The 19855-nt window shown below is 64.5% G+C and carries 21 protein-coding genes; 8 read left to right on the plus strand and 13 right to left on the minus strand.

Annotated features, from left to right (window positions below):
• Window positions 1-78: 78 nt before the first annotated feature.
• Window positions 79-441 (minus strand): hypothetical protein, encoded by a 363-nt coding sequence (locus JYJ39_RS06930; protein ID WP_205203155.1) that lies wholly within the window; start codon window positions 439-441, stop codon window positions 79-81.
• Window positions 442-548: 107 nt separating this feature from the next.
• Entirely contained in the window at window positions 549-1304 is a 756-nt protein-coding gene (locus JYJ39_RS06935; protein ID WP_205203156.1) for a c-type cytochrome, read from the minus strand.
• A gap of 131 nt (window positions 1305-1435) precedes the next feature.
• Here JYJ39_RS06935 and JYJ39_RS06940 point away from each other — a divergent pair, with 131 nt between their 5' ends.
• The 8 genes from JYJ39_RS06940 (at window position 1436) to JYJ39_RS06980 (ending at window position 8888) form a co-directional block, all read left to right on the plus strand.
• Window positions 1436-2035 carry a thermostable hemolysin gene (locus JYJ39_RS06940; protein ID WP_205203157.1) on the plus strand — a complete coding sequence of 200 codons (600 nt, stop codon included), beginning with the start codon at window positions 1436-1438 and terminating at the stop codon, window positions 2033-2035.
• Complete coding sequence (locus JYJ39_RS06945; protein ID WP_240189578.1) at window positions 2028-4151, plus strand: AMP-binding protein; 2124 nt, start codon at window positions 2028-2030, stop codon at window positions 4149-4151. The genes JYJ39_RS06940 and JYJ39_RS06945 overlap by 8 nt, the downstream gene beginning before the upstream one ends.
• Window positions 4142-4927 carry an SDR family oxidoreductase gene (locus tag JYJ39_RS06955; protein WP_205203158.1) on the plus strand — a complete coding sequence of 262 codons (786 nt, stop codon included), beginning with the start codon at window positions 4142-4144 and terminating at the stop codon, window positions 4925-4927. The genes JYJ39_RS06945 and JYJ39_RS06955 overlap by 10 nt, the downstream gene beginning before the upstream one ends.
• Before the next feature lie 34 nt (window positions 4928-4961).
• Window positions 4962-5606 carry a TRAP transporter TatT component family protein gene (locus JYJ39_RS06960; protein WP_205203160.1) on the plus strand — a complete coding sequence of 215 codons (645 nt, stop codon included), beginning with the start codon at window positions 4962-4964 and terminating at the stop codon, window positions 5604-5606.
• Window positions 5607-6272 (plus strand): response regulator transcription factor, encoded by a 666-nt coding sequence (locus JYJ39_RS06965; RefSeq protein ID WP_205203161.1) that lies wholly within the window; start codon window positions 5607-5609, stop codon window positions 6270-6272.
• Window positions 6269-7645 carry an ATP-binding protein gene (locus JYJ39_RS06970; protein ID WP_205203162.1) on the plus strand — a complete coding sequence of 459 codons (1377 nt, stop codon included), beginning with the start codon at window positions 6269-6271 and terminating at the stop codon, window positions 7643-7645. Before JYJ39_RS06965 ends, JYJ39_RS06970 begins: the two co-directional genes overlap by 4 nt.
• Window positions 7646-7900: 255 nt before the next feature.
• Window positions 7901-8329: a hypothetical protein gene (locus JYJ39_RS06975; protein WP_205203163.1), complete on the plus strand. Its 429-nt coding sequence runs from the start codon at window positions 7901-7903 to the stop codon at window positions 8327-8329.
• A gap of 112 nt (window positions 8330-8441) precedes the next feature.
• A complete protein-coding gene (locus JYJ39_RS06980) occupies window positions 8442-8888 on the plus strand; it encodes a hypothetical protein (RefSeq protein ID WP_205203164.1) in 447 nt (148 codons plus the stop codon).
• Here JYJ39_RS06980 and JYJ39_RS06985 read toward each other — a convergent pair.
• The 11 genes from JYJ39_RS06985 to JYJ39_RS07035 are packed head-to-tail and all read right to left on the minus strand — an operon-like array spanning window position 8885 to window position 19556.
• Window positions 8885-10687, minus strand: a complete 1803-nt coding sequence (locus tag JYJ39_RS06985) for a hypothetical protein (RefSeq protein ID WP_205203165.1) — start codon at window positions 10685-10687, stop codon at window positions 8885-8887. The genes JYJ39_RS06980 and JYJ39_RS06985 overlap by 4 nt on opposite strands.
• Window positions 10684-11157: a hypothetical protein gene (locus JYJ39_RS06990; RefSeq protein WP_205203166.1), complete on the minus strand. Its 474-nt coding sequence runs from the start codon at window positions 11155-11157 to the stop codon at window positions 10684-10686. Before JYJ39_RS06990 ends, JYJ39_RS06985 begins: the two co-directional genes overlap by 4 nt.
• Complete coding sequence (locus tag JYJ39_RS06995; RefSeq protein WP_205203167.1) at window positions 11154-11423, minus strand: hypothetical protein; 270 nt, start codon at window positions 11421-11423, stop codon at window positions 11154-11156. Before JYJ39_RS06995 ends, JYJ39_RS06990 begins: the two co-directional genes overlap by 4 nt.
• A 10-nt stretch (window positions 11424-11433) precedes the next feature.
• The gene (locus JYJ39_RS07000) at window positions 11434-13884 is read right to left on the minus strand and encodes a hypothetical protein (RefSeq protein ID WP_205203168.1); all 2451 of its coding nucleotides are present in this window, start codon (window positions 13882-13884) and stop codon (window positions 11434-11436) included.
• Window positions 13881-15296: a hypothetical protein gene (locus JYJ39_RS07005; protein ID WP_205203170.1), complete on the minus strand. Its 1416-nt coding sequence runs from the start codon at window positions 15294-15296 to the stop codon at window positions 13881-13883. The genes JYJ39_RS07000 and JYJ39_RS07005 overlap by 4 nt, the downstream gene beginning before the upstream one ends.
• Window positions 15296-17869, minus strand: a complete 2574-nt coding sequence (locus JYJ39_RS07010; RefSeq protein ID WP_205203171.1) for a hypothetical protein — start codon at window positions 17867-17869, stop codon at window positions 15296-15298. The genes JYJ39_RS07005 and JYJ39_RS07010 overlap by 1 nt, the downstream gene beginning before the upstream one ends.
• A gap of 4 nt (window positions 17870-17873) precedes the next feature.
• A complete protein-coding gene (locus JYJ39_RS07015; protein ID WP_205203172.1) occupies window positions 17874-18107 on the minus strand; it encodes a hypothetical protein in 234 nt (77 codons plus the stop codon).
• Window positions 18082-18600, minus strand: coding sequence for a hypothetical protein (locus JYJ39_RS07020; protein ID WP_205203173.1), 519 nt, complete (start codon window positions 18598-18600; stop codon window positions 18082-18084). Before JYJ39_RS07020 ends, JYJ39_RS07015 begins: the two co-directional genes overlap by 26 nt.
• Window positions 18597-19112, minus strand: coding sequence for a virion core protein, T7 gp14 family (locus JYJ39_RS07025; protein WP_205203174.1), 516 nt, complete (start codon window positions 19110-19112; stop codon window positions 18597-18599). The genes JYJ39_RS07020 and JYJ39_RS07025 overlap by 4 nt, the downstream gene beginning before the upstream one ends.
• Before the next feature lie 10 nt (window positions 19113-19122).
• A complete protein-coding gene (locus JYJ39_RS07030) occupies window positions 19123-19329 on the minus strand; it encodes a hypothetical protein (protein ID WP_205203175.1) in 207 nt (68 codons plus the stop codon).
• Window positions 19330-19331: 2 nt separating this feature from the next.
• Window positions 19332-19556: a helix-turn-helix transcriptional regulator gene (locus JYJ39_RS07035; RefSeq protein ID WP_205203176.1), complete on the minus strand. Its 225-nt coding sequence runs from the start codon at window positions 19554-19556 to the stop codon at window positions 19332-19334.
• Window positions 19557-19855 lie beyond the last annotated feature (299 nt).

A 19855-nucleotide genomic window follows, 5' to 3' on the forward strand; every position in this document is an offset into this window, starting at 1 on the left:
CAATGAAAAACTGCCTGCTGCGGTTGTACACCGCAGCAGGCAGCCATGACACCTACTCCGTGTCGGCGGGCGCTGACGTTACGGGCGACCGCGTCCCGCGCCCTGGCCTTGCCCCCGCCCCTGGCCACCGGCGTTCATACCGGGCCCCATGCCACCACGCGGCCCCGCCATGGGACGCTGTTCGGGTGGTGTGGCAGGCAGGGTCACGCCGCGCTCCTGCGCACGCTGCAGCATCTGTTCATGATGCTGCGCCCGCACCGCCGCACGCTCCTCGTCGCTGCGCGCCGAGCGCATGGCGTTACGGTGTTCGACACGCTCCTGCTCGGTCATCAACTGACTACCGAAAATCGGCTCGGCGGCAGGTTCAACCGCCAAAGCACCGGTAGAGGTCAGTAACAGGCCAGCCGTGGCAATACTCAGCAGCAAATTACGTTGAGACATGATGGACTCCTTCGCAAAATAGGAAATAACGCAGGCTTGCTGAATTCCCGATGCTGATTCTACGCCGCTATGGATGAACGCAGCCTGAACCCGTCTGCACGGCTCTGTTATTTCGCCAGTTGCCGCTCGCGTTTGCCAATTTCGGCACGAATGCGGCGCATCAGGCGCGCATCGACGCTTGGGTCACGCCAGTCTCCCCCCGAAGCTTGGGCCATGTCGGCAACGGCCCGGGAGAATTCTTCCAGCGACAAATCGTCATGCCCGCCACGCGGGGGCATCGCCCGCACCCCCAGCCAGGCATGCGCCGTGAGAGTGGCCTGCCCTTCCCGCAGCAGCGGTCGCCACGCTTTGCCATCCCCCTTGGCTGGTGCACCGGCAACCCCGGTTTCGTGGCAGTGGCGGCAGATTGCCTCATACACGGCTGCGCCGGAGCGGCCTTGATCAGCAACTGTGTGTGCCTGCGCCTGCAGGGCCTGGCGCCGTGCCTTCTCTTCCGCCCGGATTGCCTGCAGCAAAGACGCCGACAGCTCCGGGTCCTGCCAGTCAGCCCCCGCAGCACGCGCCATGTAGGCCACGGCGCGGCCAAAGGCTTCCAGGCTCAAATCCGGTACCCCTCCACGCGGGGGCATCTCACGTACGCCCACCCAACCGTGCGCCGTAACGACAGCCTGCCCCTCGGCAATCAGCTCTGCCCATGCCGCGTGGTCGCCAAATTTCGGCGCTTCGACCGGCCCGACACCATGGCAGGCAGCACAGGCTTTCTGGTACAGAGCTTCCCCCGTCAAAGGCGGTTTCGCCAGCGCGGCCAGCGGCAATCCGACGCACAGGCAGGCCATACCCAGTCGAAAAAAATGGCGCGTCATGCGAGGCAACATAGGCAACAACTCCCGATGGCTGAAAACAGGGCTGACATTGTAGGTCAGGCGCCGGATTAAGTTTCCTTTAATCCGGCTGCCGCATTCTTGCTCACGTACCGTGACCCAGGGAGGCCAAATTGGCTGCCATCCAGAAAATCCTCACCCCCCGCCGACCGCCACCGACGGTTCGCCACACTATTGCCGGCGCACCCAGGCGGATTACGGCAGAGCGCTTCATTGCCGACATTTTTTACCGCCATTACGGTGCCCGTGTCAGCAGTTTTGCGCCCAACCTGATGCTGCTGGAAGACGCCGGCCGCACCGTGGCAGCCGCCGGCTGGCGCTGCGCCGGCGAGGACCGGCTGTTCCTCGAAACCTACCTCGACGAGCCGATCGAAACCGCCGTCGCCCGCCTCGCCGGCCAGCCGGTCAAGCGCGAGGCGATCGTCGAAGTCGGCAACCTGGCGGCTGACCGTGCCGGCGGCAGCGTTGATGTCATCCTCAACCTGGCCCGCCACCTCGACCGGCTCGGCTACGAATGGGTCGCCTTCACCGCCACCCGCGAGCTGATCGGCATCTTCCGCCGCCTCGGGCTGCCGCCGCTGGCTCTGGCGCCGGCCGATCCGGACCGCCTCGGCGCCGATGCTGCCGACTGGGGCAGCTACTACGACAGCCGGCCGATCGTCGTTGCCGGCCGCATCGCCCTGGCACTGGAAATGGTGAAGCGCCATGGCTGATTTCTCCTGGCAAGCCGAACTCGCCACCCGTCCGGCCGACGCCCCGCTGCTGCGCGACAGCCAGCGCAGCTGGAATGCCGGCGAGATCGTCGTCGAACTGCTCACCCTGTGCGAACGCCTGGCCGGCAGCCGCGTCGTCGGCGTGCTCGCCGACAACAGTCCGGCCTGGATCATTGCCGATCTCGCCTGCCAGGACGCCGGCCGCGTGCACCTGCCGCTGCCCGCCTTCTTCCACGGCGAACAACTGCGCAACGCGCTCGAACAGGCCGGCGCTGACACCGTGCTCACCGACCAGCCGGAACGCATCGGTGCACTCGACCTCGGCTTCGCCATCACCGGTCGCTGGCAGGGCCTGACCTGGATGCGCCGGGTGGTCGAACCGGTCGCGCTGCCGCCGGGCAGCGCCAAGATTTCCTTCACCTCGGGCAGCACCGGCGCGCCCAAAGGCGTCTGCCTGAGCCGCGACGGCCTGCTCGACACCGCCCGCGCAGTGCATGAGCGCCTCGCCGACCTGCCGCTCGAACGCCACCTGGCGGTGCTGCCGCTGGCCCTGCTGCTGGAAAACGTCGCTGGCGTCTATGCGCCGCTGCTGCGCGGCATGCCGGTATACCTGCCGCCGCTGGCCGAACTCGGCTGGGCCGGCAGGCAGGGTTTCGACCCGGCAGCGCTCGACCGCAAGGTCAAGGAAACCGGCGCCGGCAGCGTGATCCTGGTGCCCGAACTGCTCAAGGCCTGGGCAACTTACCTCGGTTTCACGCGCAACCAGCCGTCGGCCACGCTGCAATTCGTTGCCGTCGGCGGCGCCCGCGTCGCCCCGGAACTGCTGGCCGGTGCGCGCGCCCTCGGCATTCCCGCCTACCAGGGCTACGGCCTGACCGAAGGCGGCTCGGTGCTGGCGATCAACCGCCCCGGCGACGACGCCGACGGCGTTGGTCGTCCGCTCGGCCACGCCAAACTGCTCATCGAAAACGGCGAACTGACCGTGCGCACTCGCGCCTTCCTCGGCTACACCGGGCAGGCCGCGACCAGCGACGATGCTTTCCCGACCGGCGACCTCGCCAGCATCGACAGCAACGGTCACCTGCACCTGCAGGGCCGGCGCAAGAACCTGCTGATCACCTCGTTCGGCCGCAACGTCTCGCCGGAGTGGGTCGAAGCGGCGCTGCTCGCCCAGCCGCAGATCATCCAGGCCGTCGTCACCGGCGACGGCCAGCCGGCGCTCACCGCCATCGTCGTGCCGCTGCCCGGCATCCCGGATGGCGCACTCGGCGAGGCCATCGCCCGCGCCAACGCCGCCCTGCCGGATTACGCGCGGATCGCCCACTTCATTACCAGCCCCGCCTTCACCCCCGGCAACGGGCTGGCCACCGGCAACGGCCGGCCGCGCCGGCAAGCCGTCATCGACCATCACCGTGCCGCCCTGGCGGCTCTTCATTCCTCCAAGGAGTCCCCGATGTCCTTCTACGACACGCTCAAGTTCGAAACCGCAAACGACCGTGCCTACCTGCTCTCCGCACCGATCATCAGCGAATGCCTGCAAGGCCGCGCCAGCCTCGACAGCTATCTCGCCTTCCTGACCCAGGCCTACCACCACGTGCGCCACACGACGCCGCTGCTGATGACCCTGGGCGGCCGCCTGCCCGAGCGCCTGGCGTGGATGCGTGCCGGCGTCGCCGAGTACATCGAGGAGGAAATCGGCCACGAGGAATGGATCCTCAACGACATCGCCGCTGCCGGTGGCAATGCCGACGCAGTGCGCAACAGTCGCCCCGACCTGCCGGCCGAACTGATGGTCGCCTACGCCTACGACCTGATCAACCGCGGCAACCCGGCCGGTTTCTTCGGCATGGTCTTCGTTCTCGAAGGCACCAGCGTCGACCTCGCGCTGAACGCCGCCGACCGCATTCAAGCCGCCCTCGGCCTACCCGACAACGCCTTCTCCTACCTGCGTTCGCACGGCACGCTCGACCAGGAACACACGCAACATCTGGCCGGTCTCCTTGATCGCATGACCCCCTCCGATCAGGCAGACGTGCTACACGCCGCCAAGGTCTTCTTCAAGCTCTACGGCGACATCTTCCACGCCCTGCCGGTCGAGGTGGCCACATGCAACTGAAGGCCGCCCGCATCCTTCTCACCGGCGCCAGCGGCGGTCTTGGCAACGCGCTTGCCCGCGAACTGGCCGAAGCCGGCGCCGCCCTGCTGCTCACTGGCCGCGATCCCGGCGCACTGTCGCGAATCGATCTGCCTACTGGCTGCAATTACCAGATGCTGCAAGCGGATCTGACCCACGCGGGCGATATCGCCAGTACAGTCACTGCAGCGCGCGATTTCGGCGTGAATATCCTGATCAACAATGCCGGCGTCGCGCACTTCGGGCTACTCTCCGAGCAGGACTGGTGCGACGTTGAACGCATTCTGAACACCAATCTTGCAGCGCCGATCCGCCTGACCCAGGCCCTGCTGCCCTGGCTGACACAACAGCCGGAAGCGGCCGTGGTAAACATCGGCTCGGCTTTCGGCAGCATTCCCTTCGCCGGCTTTACCGCCTACTCGGCGGCAAAAGCTGGGCTGCGCGGTTTTTCCCAGGCGCTGCGGCGCGAACTGGCCGACAGTACGGTGCGCGTCATTCACGTCGCACCGCGCGCTATCGATACGCCGATCAACCCGCCGGCAGTACGGGCCTTGAACCACGCTCTGGGCAGCGCCACCGACGCCCCGCAAATCGTCGCCCGCCGCATCGCCGCTACGCTTGCCGCCGATGTCGACGAAATCCACATCGGCTTTCCCGAACGCCTCTTCGCCTGGCTCAACGGCACCGCGCCCGGCCTCGTTGACCGTGGCCTGCGCGGCAAGCTCGCCACAATCAGGCAACACGCTGGCAAGGCGTGAGGCACACCCGAATCCGCACCTTAGGAGACGCACCATGTTTCACCTGAAATCCCTGTTGTTCGTTATCGCCCTTGGCGGCGCGACACTGCTCCACGCAGCCCCCGAGGACGACCTGATCCGTCCGGTCCAGGACCGCTGGGCGGAAATCAAGTACAAGACACCGGAAAAACAACAGGCCGAGCTCTATCGCGAACTTGCCGCCCAGGCCCATCAAATCAGCAAGAACAATCCCAATCTGGCGGCCGCACTGGTCTGGGAAGCCATCGTTGTTTCCAGTGAGGCTGGCGTCCGTGGCGGGCTGGGAGGCCTGTCACTGGCCAAGGACGCCAGGACACTGCTGGAAGAAAGCCTGAAACTCGACGAAAAATCGCTCAAAGGCTCGGCTTACACCAGCCTGGCCACGCTCTACGCCAAGGTGCCGCGCTGGCCGGTCGGGTTTGGCGACAAAGAAAAGGCGGAAGCGCTGTTCAGAAAATCGCTGGCCATCAATCCCGACGGGATTGACCCGAATTTCTTTTACGGCGAGTATCTGATTGCTCAGGACAGGGTGGCCGAAGGTCGCCGCTACCTGGAGAAAGCACTTGCCGCGCCCCCACGCCCCGGGCGGGAATTGGCCGATCAAGGACGGCGCCAGGAGATCCGGGCGTTGCTTGCAAAGACTGCCGGAGAAGCACGCTAAGTGAGACTTTTGCTGGTTGAAGATGACGCCATGCTTGGCGACGGCATCCGTGCCGGGCTGATGCTCGCCTCCTATGCGGTTGACTGGGTACAGGACGGCAAGATGGCCTTGCTGGCGCTGGCAGATCACAGCTACGCCGCCTGTATTCTCGATCTCGGTTTGCCCGGCAAGGACGGGCTGAGCGTCCTGCGCGAAATGCGCGCAGGTGGCGACCAGACCCCGGTCCTGCTGCTGACCGCCCGCGACACGGCGGCAGACAAGATCACCGGCCTCGACCACGGCGCCGACGATTACTTGAGCAAACCTTTCGACCTGGGCGAACTGCAGGCACGTATCCGCGCCCTGCTCCGCCGCGCCGGCGGCAAGGCACAGCCGGTACTCGAACACCGGGGCGTGCAACTTGACCCGGCCAGCAAGCGGGTCAGTTTTCTCGGCCAGGAAGTTCCGCTCTCGGCCCGCGAATACGCCCTCCTGCATGCCTTCATGCGCCAGCCCGGACACATCAGAAGCCGCAGCCAGCTGGAAGAAAGCCTGTACGCCTGGGGCGATGAAACCGGCAGCAATACGGTCGAAGTCTACATCCACCACCTGCGCCGGAAATTCGGCAGCGATTTCATCCGAACGGTGCGCGGCCTGGGCTACCAGCTGGCGGATCGCGACGCATGAAAGCGTCTGCCGGAGTGCGGATCGAATCGCTGCGCTGGCGCCTGCTCGTCGCCATCTGTGCCGCCGTCCTCCTGCTCTGGCTGCTCACCGGCTGGTTCAGTTACACCAAGGCGCAGCACGAAGCGGAAGAATTGATGGATGGCAGTCTGGCGCAAACTGCCCGCCTGTTGCTGGCGATCACCCAGGACAACGAGGGCGACCTTGCTGAACTAGCCCCCCGGCTGGCGACCGTGCGCGGTGCCGACAACATCTACGAGCCGCCACTTGAGTTCCAGCTCGGCCATGCTGACGGCACCGTTCTCGCCCGCTCGCCCGACGCACCGGAACTACCGATTCTCGGCATTACCGGCTACAGCGACATCATCCGCCACAATGCCGCCTGGCGCGTCCTCAATACCCTCTCCGACGACGGCCGCTACCGCATCCAGGTGGCCCAGGCCATCAGCCTGCGCGACCGTGCGGCGCTGGAAGTTGCCGTACAGACGGTACTGCCTTTGCTGTCGATCATTCCGGTGCTGATTCTTTTGATTTATCTGTCGATCAGCCGCGCCTTACGGCCGCTCGAGCAGCTGGCCGACGAAGTGGCCGCCCGTTCGCCGGACAACCTGGCAGCCCTGCCCGCACGCCAGGTGCCCTCGGAAGCCCGCCCTCTGGTGGTGGCGATCAACCGACTGTTTGCCCGGGTTGCCCGCACACTGGACAACGAACGCCAATTCACTGCCGACGCGGCGCACGAACTGCGCACACCGCTCGCCGCGCTCAAGGTACAGGCACAGGTGGCCCTGTTGAGCCACGATCAGGCCATGCGCGAGCACGCATTGCAGCAGATTGCCGGCGGCGTCGACCGTGCCGGGCACCTGATCGAACAACTGCTACGCCTGGCCCGCCTCGACCCCCTGCATAGCCCACCGGAAACGCACGCGATCCGCTCCGAGGACTTGTTCAATGCGTGCCTGAATGCCATCCGCCAGTCACACCCAAACGCCTCCCAGCGCTTCCTGACACACATTCCCCCAAACGCGCAACCGATCAGCGGTGATGGCGACCTGCTCGACATCGCACTGCGTAATCTGATCGACAACGCGGTGCGCTACACCCCGGCCAGCAGCACGATCCAGATCAGTCTGAACCAGACTGACGCCGGCAGCGACCTGTGCGTCAGCGATGACGGCCCCGGAGTCCCCCCCGCGGCACTGCCCCGCCTGGGTGAGCGGTTTTTCCGTGCCGGCCAGGCTGCAGGCAATGGCAATGGTCTGGGCCTGGCCATCGTCGCCCGAATTGCTGAATTACACGGCGCCCACCTGGTTGCTGAATCCCCGCCCGGCGGCGGTTTCAGTGTCACCCTCAAAGGGTTGTGCACGGTACGGCCCTAGCTGCACGCACACCCCAGCCGCCATCCGCACCTCCGGGCGGCGTTCAGTCAGCGTTCAGCCTAGCGGCATTAAAGTAACGCCCATCCTGCTACCGGACCAGCGCCATGATCGCAACCGCCGACCCGCACATATTGGCGCACGGTAACAAATCTAAAGTTATCGTGCCGAACACAGTTATAAAACGTGGCCACGGTCCAGCCCAATGCTCGATTCCGTTATTAGAGAATTTGACCAAGAAGACACGGAGCGACCGAAATGGCACGACTGGGCATCCAGAGTGAACGGATCAAACATTTGGTGGACACCCAAGTCCTGCCGTTGCTTTTGGCTGCCGGCAACGTCGCGGCACTGACCAATCTACTGAATGCGGAGTTTCCGTTGGCAACCGATAGCTGCCGAAGGGCTTGGGATCATTCCCACTCAATTGTCAATGAGGAAGTAAAAAGCGTTGCTACGCAAGGCTTCCGATGGTGTTTGTACGACACGTTTAACCCCTCCTATACCGTCAAATTGTCGGGGCCAAAAAGGCGGCTCGTATCCTGCCCCACCGAGGCGTGCATTGTACTTTGCATTGTTCCGCACGCTCAAGGCTCGCCAGGAGGCACGCAGACGGTAAAAAGCCCGAGGCTTCGCCAATATGGCGACGGTAACGAGCGCCCGCCTGACGGTATTGGACTTGCGTAGCGTGGCAGCCTATGATCGCCCAAGCGGCGGCCGGGCGAGTTTGCCATCCCGGCCCGCAAGGCGGTTTCAATGTCTATCCTCGTGGCCGCGCCGCTTCACCCTGGCTATCACCTTGTTGAACGAACTCAAAGAACTCGCCTCGGCATTCCGGGCGGCACTGGAAAGCGCCGACCGCTCGCGCTTTCCGGTCACGCTCCAAGCCTTTCCGCACGGTGCGTGCGGTGATACAGCCCTACTACTCGCCAAGTTCCTGGAAGAACATGGTCACGGCCAATTCGACTACATGCTCGGCCGGCGCGGCGATGGCTCACACGCCTGGCTGCAACGTGGCTCACTCGTTGTGGACATCACAGCGGATCAGTTCGACGAGATAGAAGAGCCGGTAATTGTCTGCAATGGCTCGCCGTGGCATTCAGCCCTCGCAGGCGAAGCCGAGCACGTGGCCGATTTCACCCTCTACGATCCAAACACGCGGGCTACGCTGGCACGGGCCTACTTGCTTGCCTGCAACCAGCTTCCAGGCCATCTAAGGCCAGCACCCCAATCGAGCGAAGTCTAGATTCGCTGGGACAAGGAAACGGGGTCGTGGCCCCGGTTCAATGCGGCATAGGGGTCGTATTCTGCCTGTTGACGCCGATTATCCCTTTGCATGCCGTCGCGCACACCCACCGGCACAGGCACGGCAAAGGTAATTGCCAAAGCATCAGCAGAGTCCGGTGAAGCCAGGCCGCGAGCCTTCATGCTCTCCTTCTTTTCCAAGAGAATTGCGTCGGCGGCGTTATAGCCATATTCCACGCTGGTGAGGTCAGTAGCCAGGATCTCGTCCTTCGGAATGGCACCGCCCGCGAGCCATTCCCGCAGGGCGCCCCAAATCTCCGCACGGCGATTCGCCCATTTGCGTGGGTCGATGGCGCGGCCGCCGAACTGCACTTCATTCACGTCATAGCCCACCGAGCGCAGCCGGTCGATGACTCCGCCCCCTACCCCGCCACCATCCACATTGATGATGACTGGCCGCCCCGAGATACGCAGGCTATTGACGTGCTCGGCAACTCTGGCCGCCAGCGTCATGGTGTCGGCGCCTCTCAATCGAACTGGTGCAAAACTGCGAGCATCGCGCCCGATGCGCGTCCAGATGACGCTGCTATCGTCACCAAAGCGCGCAGGATCAACCCCCACCACGGCCACCTCCAAGCCTTGGTCAGCTACTTCGCGGGCCTGGGCATCATTGACCAGTTCGCGGCTGATGAACTGCAAACTGGAAGCGCTCGGGAACTCGCCCAGGACGCGCACTTTGACGAAATCCGAGGCGATGCCGTAGTCGGCTATCCACTCATCGATTTGTTTTTTGTTGGTGATCTGACACGAGCGGCTGTCAATCTGGCGGGTACTCCAACGATGCCGCTGTCCGTTGAAGCACTCGAAGAACTTGGTGCCGGTTCGCGTCGGGTTTCCGAAAGCGAACCACATGGGCGAGCCGTCCGTCATGCCACCCTCGGCAACCTCCCAAATCTTGGCAGGAATCGCGCTCGCCTCGTCGAAGATATAGAAGGCGGTCGAGTCGGCCGCGTGCAGGCCGGCAAACGATTCGCTATTCTCTTCCCGGCAGGTCTGGGCATCGCAGCGCCACGCTTCCGGGTACTCGCGCATGGTCATACGCATCGAGCCTTTTCCCGTGGTCACGTCGAACCATGCGCCGAAGATGCAGCGTTTTGTCCACTTGCCAATTTCCGCCCAGGTCTTGGACTCCAACTGCGGCGCCGTGTTGGCCGTCACCACGCCGCGAGCGTTCGGCCGGGTGCTCATGATCCAATTCACGAGCCATGCCGTAATTGCGCTCTTGCCGATGCCATGGCCTGAACTGATGGCGGCGCGGATAGCATCCACCGCGTTGCGGCCGTCAAACCCTCGCCCCGTCACCTGCGCCCCAATGTCCGCCATCAGTTCGCATGCCCAAGCATCGGGGCCGTTTTCGCTCTCGTAGGTAAGCCGGTATTCCTGGGGTAGTTTCACGACATGCAGTGAGCGGTCTTCATCCCATTCATAGGCAAACAAGACGAAGGCCAGCGGCTTGTCGTAGAAGTACCCGGCCATCCCCTGCAACACGGTATCGGGGTTGATTTCGGGGGCTGCCTTCACCCCGTCGCGTTGATCGAGAGCAAAGCCGATGCGCAACCAGCCCCGCGCGATACGCCCAATCATGCCGGGAGTATCGGCCAACACCTTCAACTCGGCGCGCGTGTGGCTTGGCTTCGGTTGCTGTTGCCTGGCTGCAAGGATGTCATGGCGAATGTCACCGGCAACCGCTTGCGCCGCCTCGATCTTCTCAAGTCGGCGTGCAAAAGCGCTGATCGTCATAGTAAGTCCTCAACGTCGGTACATAGTAGGGGGGCCGGCCGCGCTTTTCCTTCAATTGCCAGCAGGCGGCGCTCGTGCTCGTCGAGTACCACGCACTTGCCATAGGTATCGAGCATTCGCAGCAGCTTGTCACCTGCGGCAGCGCTGATCTGCCCATGTGCCACCGCTGCTAAGATCGCCGTGGCCTTGGCTTGAAGCGTTGGGGCCTCGGTCAGTCCCGGCACCACCACCTTTTCGTCTTCGGGCCGAGGGACTGGCGCCAAACGTTCAAGGCACAGCTTGATGCTGGCGGCGTCGCCCAGCTTCGCGAGTTCCACCGCCTTGGCGATGATTTCAGCCTTGTGCGGTTCAATGAGCGTGCGCACTTGTTCGGCTGCACTCGGGCCTTTTGGCCGCCCTGGCGATTTCACCGAATGGCCGGATACAAAGCGGCCGCTGTCTTCGCGGTCGGGGGGTAGAACTTCGGTCATGTTCTTTTCTTCTCCTTCTGTCGGCGTGCCGTGATGCGTACCGCCGGTACGTTACGGCGCTGGTTGCCGCTCTTGCCAACCCATGATTGGATGGTGGGCCAGGGGATGCCCAGCGCTTTGCCTACAGCCTTGTAGCTGAGGCCATCGGCGTAAAGCTCGCGTGCCTTCGCCACTACCTCGTCGCCATGTCGCGCCATCGTGTTTGACAGGCCGACCGGGTGGCCGTGAGCGTTGCAGTGCAAAATTTCGATTTTGGTTAGGGTCATGCCTCGCCCATCATCGTCCGGCAGCGTTTGCCAAATCCGGCGCCCTGTCCGGCAAACCTTCGCCGGGTCGCCACCAGAAGTCTTGCCCCCAATCCTTGTGGGCGCGCTCGCGCATCCGTTGCAGGTAGCCCGGTGAGAGGTATTCCTGCAAGTCTTGCAGCCCGGCGTGATCCAGTGCGCCCTTGGCGTACCAGAGATTGACGAAGGGGGCGTGCGAGCGCGCGAAGCGCAGGGCCTCGGCGCCGACGTGCGTATCCTCGCCGCGCGCAGCCTGGCCGATGTTGCCGAAGGTCAGGTCAGCGGCCTCGAAGGCGCTGCCAATGACCGGGCCGGCTAGGTTCATCCAGTTCGGAAGCCCTGCCCGGTTCTGGCCGCCCATGCCGGTGTAGAGAACATCGCCGAAGATACCGACGCCACCGCCCTGGGCGAATGCTGCGCCCCAAAACTTGGCCGTGGTCATGTCGCGGGGGTCTTTGCCGTTAATCAGGTCTTTCAGTTGTATCGCAATCGCGCCAAAGGTTGTGAGCCCGGTTGCCAGGGCGGCGCCATAGGCTACCGACGAGGCTTTGTCGCCGCGTCGCCACTGCTCGGCAGCGCGGCCCCAATGCCGGGAAATCATCGCCAGCGGAAAGCCCTTGAAGAGCGCCAGGGAGCGCAGGAACTCGCCCGTAATGGTGCCTTTCTGTGTTCCTCGGGAAATCGCCGCGCGGGTGTTCAGGTCTTGCCCCACCGAAGCGAATTCGGATTCGTCGGCGATTGCGCCCAGCAGGCGGGCCACCGCCCGGTTCTGGTCGCGCACGGTCAGCCCTGCCGCCTGCAGCTTCGCCTCGTCGATTCCGCGCACCGCTTGCAGCGTCAGCATCTGGCTACCGCGCCAGTTTTCCGGGGAGGCGAGTTGCCACACCTTGAAGTCTGTCTCGCTCACACCCTTGCGTTCCAGGCGCAGCCGGTCGCCAGCATCGAGTGCGCCCCAACCGGCGCGGGTGATCTTGCCCAAGGCGCCCATCATCGTGACGGAGAAGCCGCGCCGCATGGCGTCCGTCCAGGCTTCCAGCAAGCTGGCCTTCATGGTGGCGTTGGCGAGCTTGGCCGTCCAGCCTTTCCCGATGTTGCCCTCGGCCCATCGGTTCATGTCGCTGATGATGGATTCCGCCACCAGGCCGGCGCGGTTGGCGTAGTCCGTGGTGTCCTTGCCGAAAGAGCGCACGAGGTTGAGGGTGGCGTCGATCATCCCCAGCCGGTTGAAGCCAGTCGTCACAAAGTAGGTCGGCACATCGGTAATGCTGGAAATGAAGGCGCTGCCCAGCTTGCCGAAAACCTCGATATTCCGGGCACCCTGGGCAATTTCGGCGAGGCGCACGTTCACCGCCTGCCCGGCCTTGCCGGTCAGCACGTCCCACATTTCAGTGGTGCGCACCAGGTACGGGCCGACAAGATCGGCCTCGCCGGTCTTGCGCGCCGTGTCGTGAAGGAAACGGAATTGCACCTCGGGATTGGGGCCGAATTCCTCAACCAGGGCAATGTCGTTGGCGAGGCGGGACACGTGGCCCTGCATGGCCGACAGCACCCCGCCCCGGTTGTAGTTCTTCGCGTATTCCAGATAACTGGCCGCGTCTTTGAAGTGAATCACGCGGTGCTCGCCGCCCCGGTTGGCGCGCATACCGTGGCCCTGCGACTTGCCGGGCTCCAACTTGTTCAAGCCCCCGGTGGCAATGGTTTCCCATGCCTTGCCCAGCATGTCGGCCAGTTGGGCGTCGTCCAGGCGCGCGCCGTTCTCATCGACGTAGCGGGCGCGATCCAGCAGGGGCAGGATGTCCTCCACCCACTTGGACTGCCCCGCACGGGCAACGCGCACGTCGTCGTGCGGCTGGGGCAAGTAGCCGTAGTCCAGCTTTGCCACGTCACCGCCGGAAGCGTTGAAGCGCTGGCGCATGGTTTCGACGGTATCCAGCCAGGAGCGTGCGCCCTTGGCGGCCATGGCGTTGCCGGTGGCCTCGCCGAAAATCTCCCGCACCAGGTCGGCCGCCTGCCGTGCGTCCTCCACCATGCCGAGAAAGCGCGGGGACACGGCGTTGAAGGTGTCCATCAGCCCGGGAAAATACTCGTTGGAAACCCCACGGGCAAAGCGGCCGGCATCGTCCAGGATGCGGGCCACCGCGTTGAACGGCTTGTGGCCCTCGGCACGCAAGGCCGCGTAGCGATTCATCACGCGGTCGTGGGCAATGATCGTCAGGGCGACGCGCTGCTTCTGCTTCGAGGCGGTCGCCAGGACGCTCTTGCCAGCTTCGGCGGCCGCTGCGCGCAGCCGGGCCTCTCGGCTCATCTGTTGCCATGCCTGGGGGTCTTTCCGGGCCAGTTGCTTCATCTGGTCCAGGATGCGCGCCTCGATGCCTTGCGCTTCGGCCTGGGTGATACTGCGGCCGATAGCTTGGGCAACGGCCTGGATGCATTCGTCTCTCATCGGGGGAACCTCACAGCACAGTCAACGGCGGCGTCAAACGCCTTGGAATCGGTACGGGCGCGGGCTTCCAGGTCATCCACGGAAGCCAGCAGGTCAGCCACGCGCACGTCGACGCCCTCGTCGTTGCGCACCACGGTCTCGGGGTCGCGCGTGGCAATCTCGAAGGCGCGCGCCTGCTCGGGCGTTTCGGCTTTTCGCCCTTGGTCGGCCGGCGCATCGTCCGAAGAGAACATGCGCGTCACAGTCTCGACCAGGCGCTCCACTGGATTGGTGGTGGCCTTCGGCGCGGTGTCGGCTTGTTGAACCGCCTGCAGCGGCACCTCGGGCGCCAGGGGGCCGACTTCCGGCGCCTTGTTTGGCATGCCCTCGGCCAGCACTTCATTGACCGGTCCATCTGCCACGCGCCGAAGCGCGCCGGTAATCTGTTCAGGATCAGCAGGGACACGATGCGCCACGCTCACCGGCTCGCCTGCATCAAGCTGATTTCGCGCGGTGATCTGCGCCTCGCGTGCAGCATTGGCCGCCTCGATGTCGCCAGGGCGTACCAGTGCGTCGGCATCACGGACGCGCGCCTCGTGCATGGTCAGTGCGGCCGCGTGCTCGTCAGGGGTCAGCCGTGGCGCGGTGGCAGGCTTGCCACGGTGGAAGGCGGCACCGAAGGCGGCGCCAGTCACGGTGGCCACGGCCAGATTCACCGGGTCGAACGGTTGATACTGCGCCGCGATGCCCTCGTAGTCGGCAGCTTCCAGCAGGGTGTGAATCCCGCCAATCTCGACCACGTTCAACGCCGGATTCACGGCGGCGCCGATTGCAGCGCTTTGCAGCCGGGTGGAACCCATCGCCGCCGGCAGGCGCATGCCCACGGCACCGGTTACACCGGTCACGGCGCCAGCTAGGGCGGCGGTGCCACCGTCGACGCCCTTGTCGCTCAACTCCTGGGCACGGTTGATACCCAAGTCCGCACCGAAGAGCACAGGCGCTGCCGGGCCACCAGCCACCGCATAGGCGCCGGCCTTGGTCAGGGAAGAAAGCACCCCGTGGGTAATCTGGCCGGCCATGCCCACCGATGCCGGGTCGGGCAGATAGTCCTGGGCACGCTCGCGGAATTGGCGCGCCACCTCGCTGTTGCCCATCTGGTCGATGGTTTCCCGCTTGAGTTTGTCCATGTCAGGCATTGGTTGCCCGTGGATCATCGCCACCGTGGGGGCATCCCGATACGCTGCCGCCTTGCCGTAGGCATCGAGAACGGCGGCCCAGGCGCTCCCGGCGGTGTAGGCCGCGTGGGGAAAGGCGTCAGCAATCGCACCGCCCACCCCGCTGAATGTACCGGGGGCTTCGGGCGCTTGATAAGGGCGCTGCACCGATTGGGACAGCGATGTTGCCCGCTCCTTGGGGAAGAGTTCGTCGAACATTATTCGCCCACCTTGAGAATGAACGGCGCGCCGTCATGGGTGCGCACCACGTCGTTGCCGGCCATGACCAGGTAAGAGCCCTGCCCGTAGGTTTGCAGACGGGCGCCGGGCAGCATCTTGCTGAAATCGGCCGCACTCACGCGGTTGCCGCCGACCAGGTATTCGCCGCCTTGCGCTGCCAGCGCGACAGAAACCCGATTGCGCAAGGCGTCGCGGAACTGGCTGTCCTGCCAGCCGTATGGCTTGGCGATCTTGCTACCGTTGTGTTCCATGATGCCGCCGGTAGCAATGCGCACAGCCTGGGCAATATCGCCGCCACCATCGGCTTTGAACTTGGCATAGATGCCGAAGGCGGCCTCGGCGGCTGCATCGCGCCCCTGCGGGGTCTGATACACGCCGTCAATGGCTTTGTATATCTCGGCCTTGGTGCCGATCTCGGCGGTTTCGTCGATCTTCGCGCGCTTCTGCTCGATAGCTTCCCGGCCTTGCAGGTACAGCAGTGCCGCGCTATTGCCGGCCGTCGTGTTGAAACTCGTCAGCATCCCGGCGATGGCAACACTTTGGTGTTTGTCCTTCAACTGCGTGGAAATGGACTGAATGCCGGCGGCGCCTGTTGCGGTGAATACCTGCCCCAGCACGCGCGCCTTGTCGGGCGCTTGCAGGCTTGAAATGTATTCGGCGAAGGCGTCGGCCTCGGGCTTGGTCATGACCTGCAACGGTGTGCTGTAATCGGTCGCCATTTGGCGCGCCACCCCCGCCCGGCGGCTCAGTTCGGGAACAAAGCCTTTCGGGTCGTTGAAGCGCTCAATCGGGCGCACGCCATAACTGCCGGTCTGGATGGCATAGGCCACCGGGTCATCAGCGCGCACCTTCTGCACCTGGCCAATTGCCTCGACCAGCTTTTCGTAGTTCTGCTGGCGCACGGCGAAACCATCGCCCGGCGTGGGCTTGGCGGTTTTCACCATATCGACCAGGGCCGCCGTGGGCAGCGTCTTGACCTGTTGCAGGGTTTGGCCCAGCTTGGCGACGCCCTGGAACTCGCCGTAGCGCTTGACGCCCTCGGCCTGCCCGTAGGCCTGGATAAATTCGCCCTCGTTCGGCGCATCCGGCGCGAATCCGTTGGACAGGTAGGCCGCCGTTGCGTCCTGCACCCGGCCGCGCAGCGATTCGCGCGCCTCGCTCATCTGCTGGTGGGCTTGCGAGCGGGCAAGCTGCAACACATGCAGGCGCCAGTCGGCCGGCAGCGTATCGAGGTCGGGGTAGCCGGTCGGGGCCGTGGGGTCGCCCTGGGCACTGGCCGACGCCTTGGGCAGCGGGGAGCCCTTGGTCGCTGCGGCCAGGCCCGCGGCGATCTGCTGGTCGGAGTACGGCTGATTGCCGTTCTCGACGCGAATCATGGCGCGGGTCAGTTTGGCGAGCGTGTCGCCGTCGCGCAGGTTGAGCGCGGCGTCGGGCTTCACGCCCATTTCCTTCGCCACGGTGGCGACATAGGCCGCCGTGTTGTTCTCGGTGGCCGGCGCCCACCGGGCAATGATGGCCTCCACGCTGTTGAGGCCGTGCTTCTCCTGATAGGTCAGCAAGGTTTTGCCCATGGCACGGATGCCGGCCTCGGGCGTGGCGAAAGTCGCATAGCGCGGGTCGTTGCCCTGCACCTCGCCCTGCCAGTTGTCGCCGCCCTTCATGATGTTACCAGGATTATTGTTTCTTACACCACGGGGCGCCGTGGGGTCGGCAACACCTTGCGCCGAAGGCACCACGCCGGAACCACCGGCCGCGTTGTACTGCGCAGCCAGTACCGGCGCGGCGGCATGGAACAACTGACTGCCGATCTGTTCGCGCGCCAGCGGGCTGATTTGCTCGGCATTGCGGCGGAAGTGCGCGAAGGCGGCGGCCGGGTCGGTAATGCGCCAGGCTTCATATCGCATCTTGAAGCCGTGGTCCTGGTACTTGGTCGCCTGCAACTGCGCCGTCGCCTCGTCCCAGCCATTGAGGCGGGCCAGCGTGGCGGTTTCCTCGCGGGCCACGGCAACGGCCTGGGCGAAGCGGCTGTCGTCGGCGTAGTTCATCGCGGCATCTTGCAGGCTCACGGTGGCGCGCGAGTCGGCGGTCTGGATCTGATACTTCCGGCTTTCCTGCCCGGAATGCCGGGCCACGGCATCGAGGGCGTGCTGCATGCGGGTGTTGAGTACCGGCTCGACCATCTGGCGCACGGCCGGGCTTTGGATGCCGTCCAGGGCCTTGCGGCGGATGTCCTGCAAGCCCTGGACGGTCTGCTCGAAGCCCAGCACCGCGTTCTTGCCCTGCTGCACCATGTAGCCGCTTTCCGGGTTGTACAGCGCCTCGCTGTAGGACGCCGTGACCTGGGTGTCGATGTCCTTGGCGACGGTGGCGTTGGCTTCGCGCTGCATGTCGGTGGCGATGGCCGTGAGGTGCTGCCCAAGGTTGGACATACCCCGGCCCATTTGCTGCGCCTGCTGGCCTGCCACGTCGGGCATTTCCGGCATGCCGATGCGGGCCTGCGGCAAGGTGTTGGGCGTGGCCTGGAAGTTATCGTAGGTCGGTACGGTGGGCATTTGTTTATTCCTCTATCGTTTTCCAGTTGGTCGGGCGTTGCGCGCGGCGCTCATATCGGCAAATCCGTCCAATGCACCACTTCGACACCTCGAACTTTTCGGCCAGTGCTTTGTAGGTCATGCCGTCAAACTCGTGCAGGTCGCGGATGCGTTCGACCTCGGCATCGGTCAGCTTGGCGTTCGGATGCTCTTCTCCGATGCGAAGGCCGGCGTCATTGATGGCTACAGTTCGCTGCACGGTGCTTCCTCGCCCACTCTCGCCCCCTGGCCCGCATGCACTCCTTGCACGCCTGGGTGCCGTTCTTTCTCACCATCAGGTTGGCGCCGTCGAGCGCGTGGCCTCGCTTGCAATGCGTGCGCTTCTCCTTGCGCCGGTTGCCGTCCCAGGCAATCCCGGCCTTCTGCATAGCGCTATAGGCCGACCCGATGGTGGCGCAGGCCTTCTTGGCGAGTAGTGTTTTCCCTTCGCCAGCAGATAGCTGGGCCACGTCCTCGGCGTCCAGTTGCTGCATCATCCGGGCGATGGGCACCGCCCAGGTTTGCCCCCTGATGGCGCTCGATGCTGTCTTTCTATGCACGCCGAAGCGCTTGCCGATTTCGGTATAGGTGAGGCCGCCCTCGATGTGCAGGCGGCGCATTTCCTCCACCTTCGCAAACGTCAGCTTCGCAGCCGGCACGAACTCGCCGACAGGACGCCCAGCAGCCGAAACGCCGATAGTTCGCACGGTCATTTCTCCTTGCTGTACTGGTACCAGGAACTCGCCACGCTGCCCGCGCTGCCCAGCAGCGAGGAAAACGCCGACATGCCGGGGCTGATTGCGCCGGCCGTGGCGCGTGCAGCCAGGGCTTCGTTCTGGTAGTTGGTGGCCTGGGTGCGCATCCCCCATGCAGTGCGCACGGCGTTGGCTTCCAGGGTGTTGGCGTCAATCGTTTTCATGATGTCGGTCGACGCCTGAATCTCGGCAGCACTGCCGACGCCCAAATCCACCCCATTCGCCGCAAGCGCGGCCCGCTGCCGGCTCTTCAAGCGTCCGGCGTTGAGCGTGAGGGCGCCGACCTGCTGCTGGCCCTGCAATAGGGCCGACTGCGCGCCGAGTTCGGCAATCTTCGCGTTGATGTCGGCGAGGTTGGCCTGGGTTTTCAGGTTGATTTTTTGCGTGGCCGCGCTGTAGTAGCTGCCAATCGCCGAAGATGCCGCCCCGCCGATTTGCAGGAACAGGCCGCCAAGTCCTAGTCCACTCATAGTCTCCCCCTCAAACTGCCCGCAACGGCGGGCGGTGGAAGATGCCGGCGTTGACCTCGGCCTGGCGCAGCAAGCCCCACCACGCCAGCGGGAGCGGCGGGGCGTTCTTCATCGCCTGCCGAAGGCCCGGCCGCCGGGCAAGGTAGCGCGCCACCAGTCGCTTCTCGGCGGTGCTGGCGTGCCGCGGTGCCGGGGCGTTCATGAGGTTGTGCCGCATGGCTATTGCTCCTGTTGTCCTTGAGCGGTTTGTGGTGCTTCCTTCTGTTGGCTGTCAGTACGACGTGCCCCCAGCCACTCGTTGAGGTCGCACTCATCACAGCGCAAGTGGCCGCCGGGCAACTCGTAGAGGGCGACAAACTGCCCCTGCTCGATGTAGCGCCCCACCGTCCGGCGCGAAACGCCTATCCGGTCGGCGGCTTCCTCAAGGGTTATCAGCTTGGGCATGTCGTGATTTGTCCAGGGTTGTCGTGGGGTGACTGTGTTTGTCATGTCGCACGGTACGCGCACCCCAAATCGGTACGTGCACCATGCTCTTCGTGGCTCGAAGTACGGGCACCGGGCAGGTGATGGCGGTAAATGCGGCGGTATCGCGTCACGAGCAAAGCCCGAAAAGCCCATACGTCAGGGCTTGCGGATTGCCGTTGATGATTCGCTATGGAATGAATCGGGGAAATTCGACGGATTCGGCGGCTGGGCTATCTGCAATTTATTGCGGATATGCGCTCACGCGCACCACCGCATTT

It is taken from the genome of Azonexus hydrophilus, from assembly GCF_905120355.1.
In the GTDB taxonomy this organism is placed as follows: domain Bacteria; phylum Pseudomonadota; class Gammaproteobacteria; order Burkholderiales; family Rhodocyclaceae; genus Azonexus.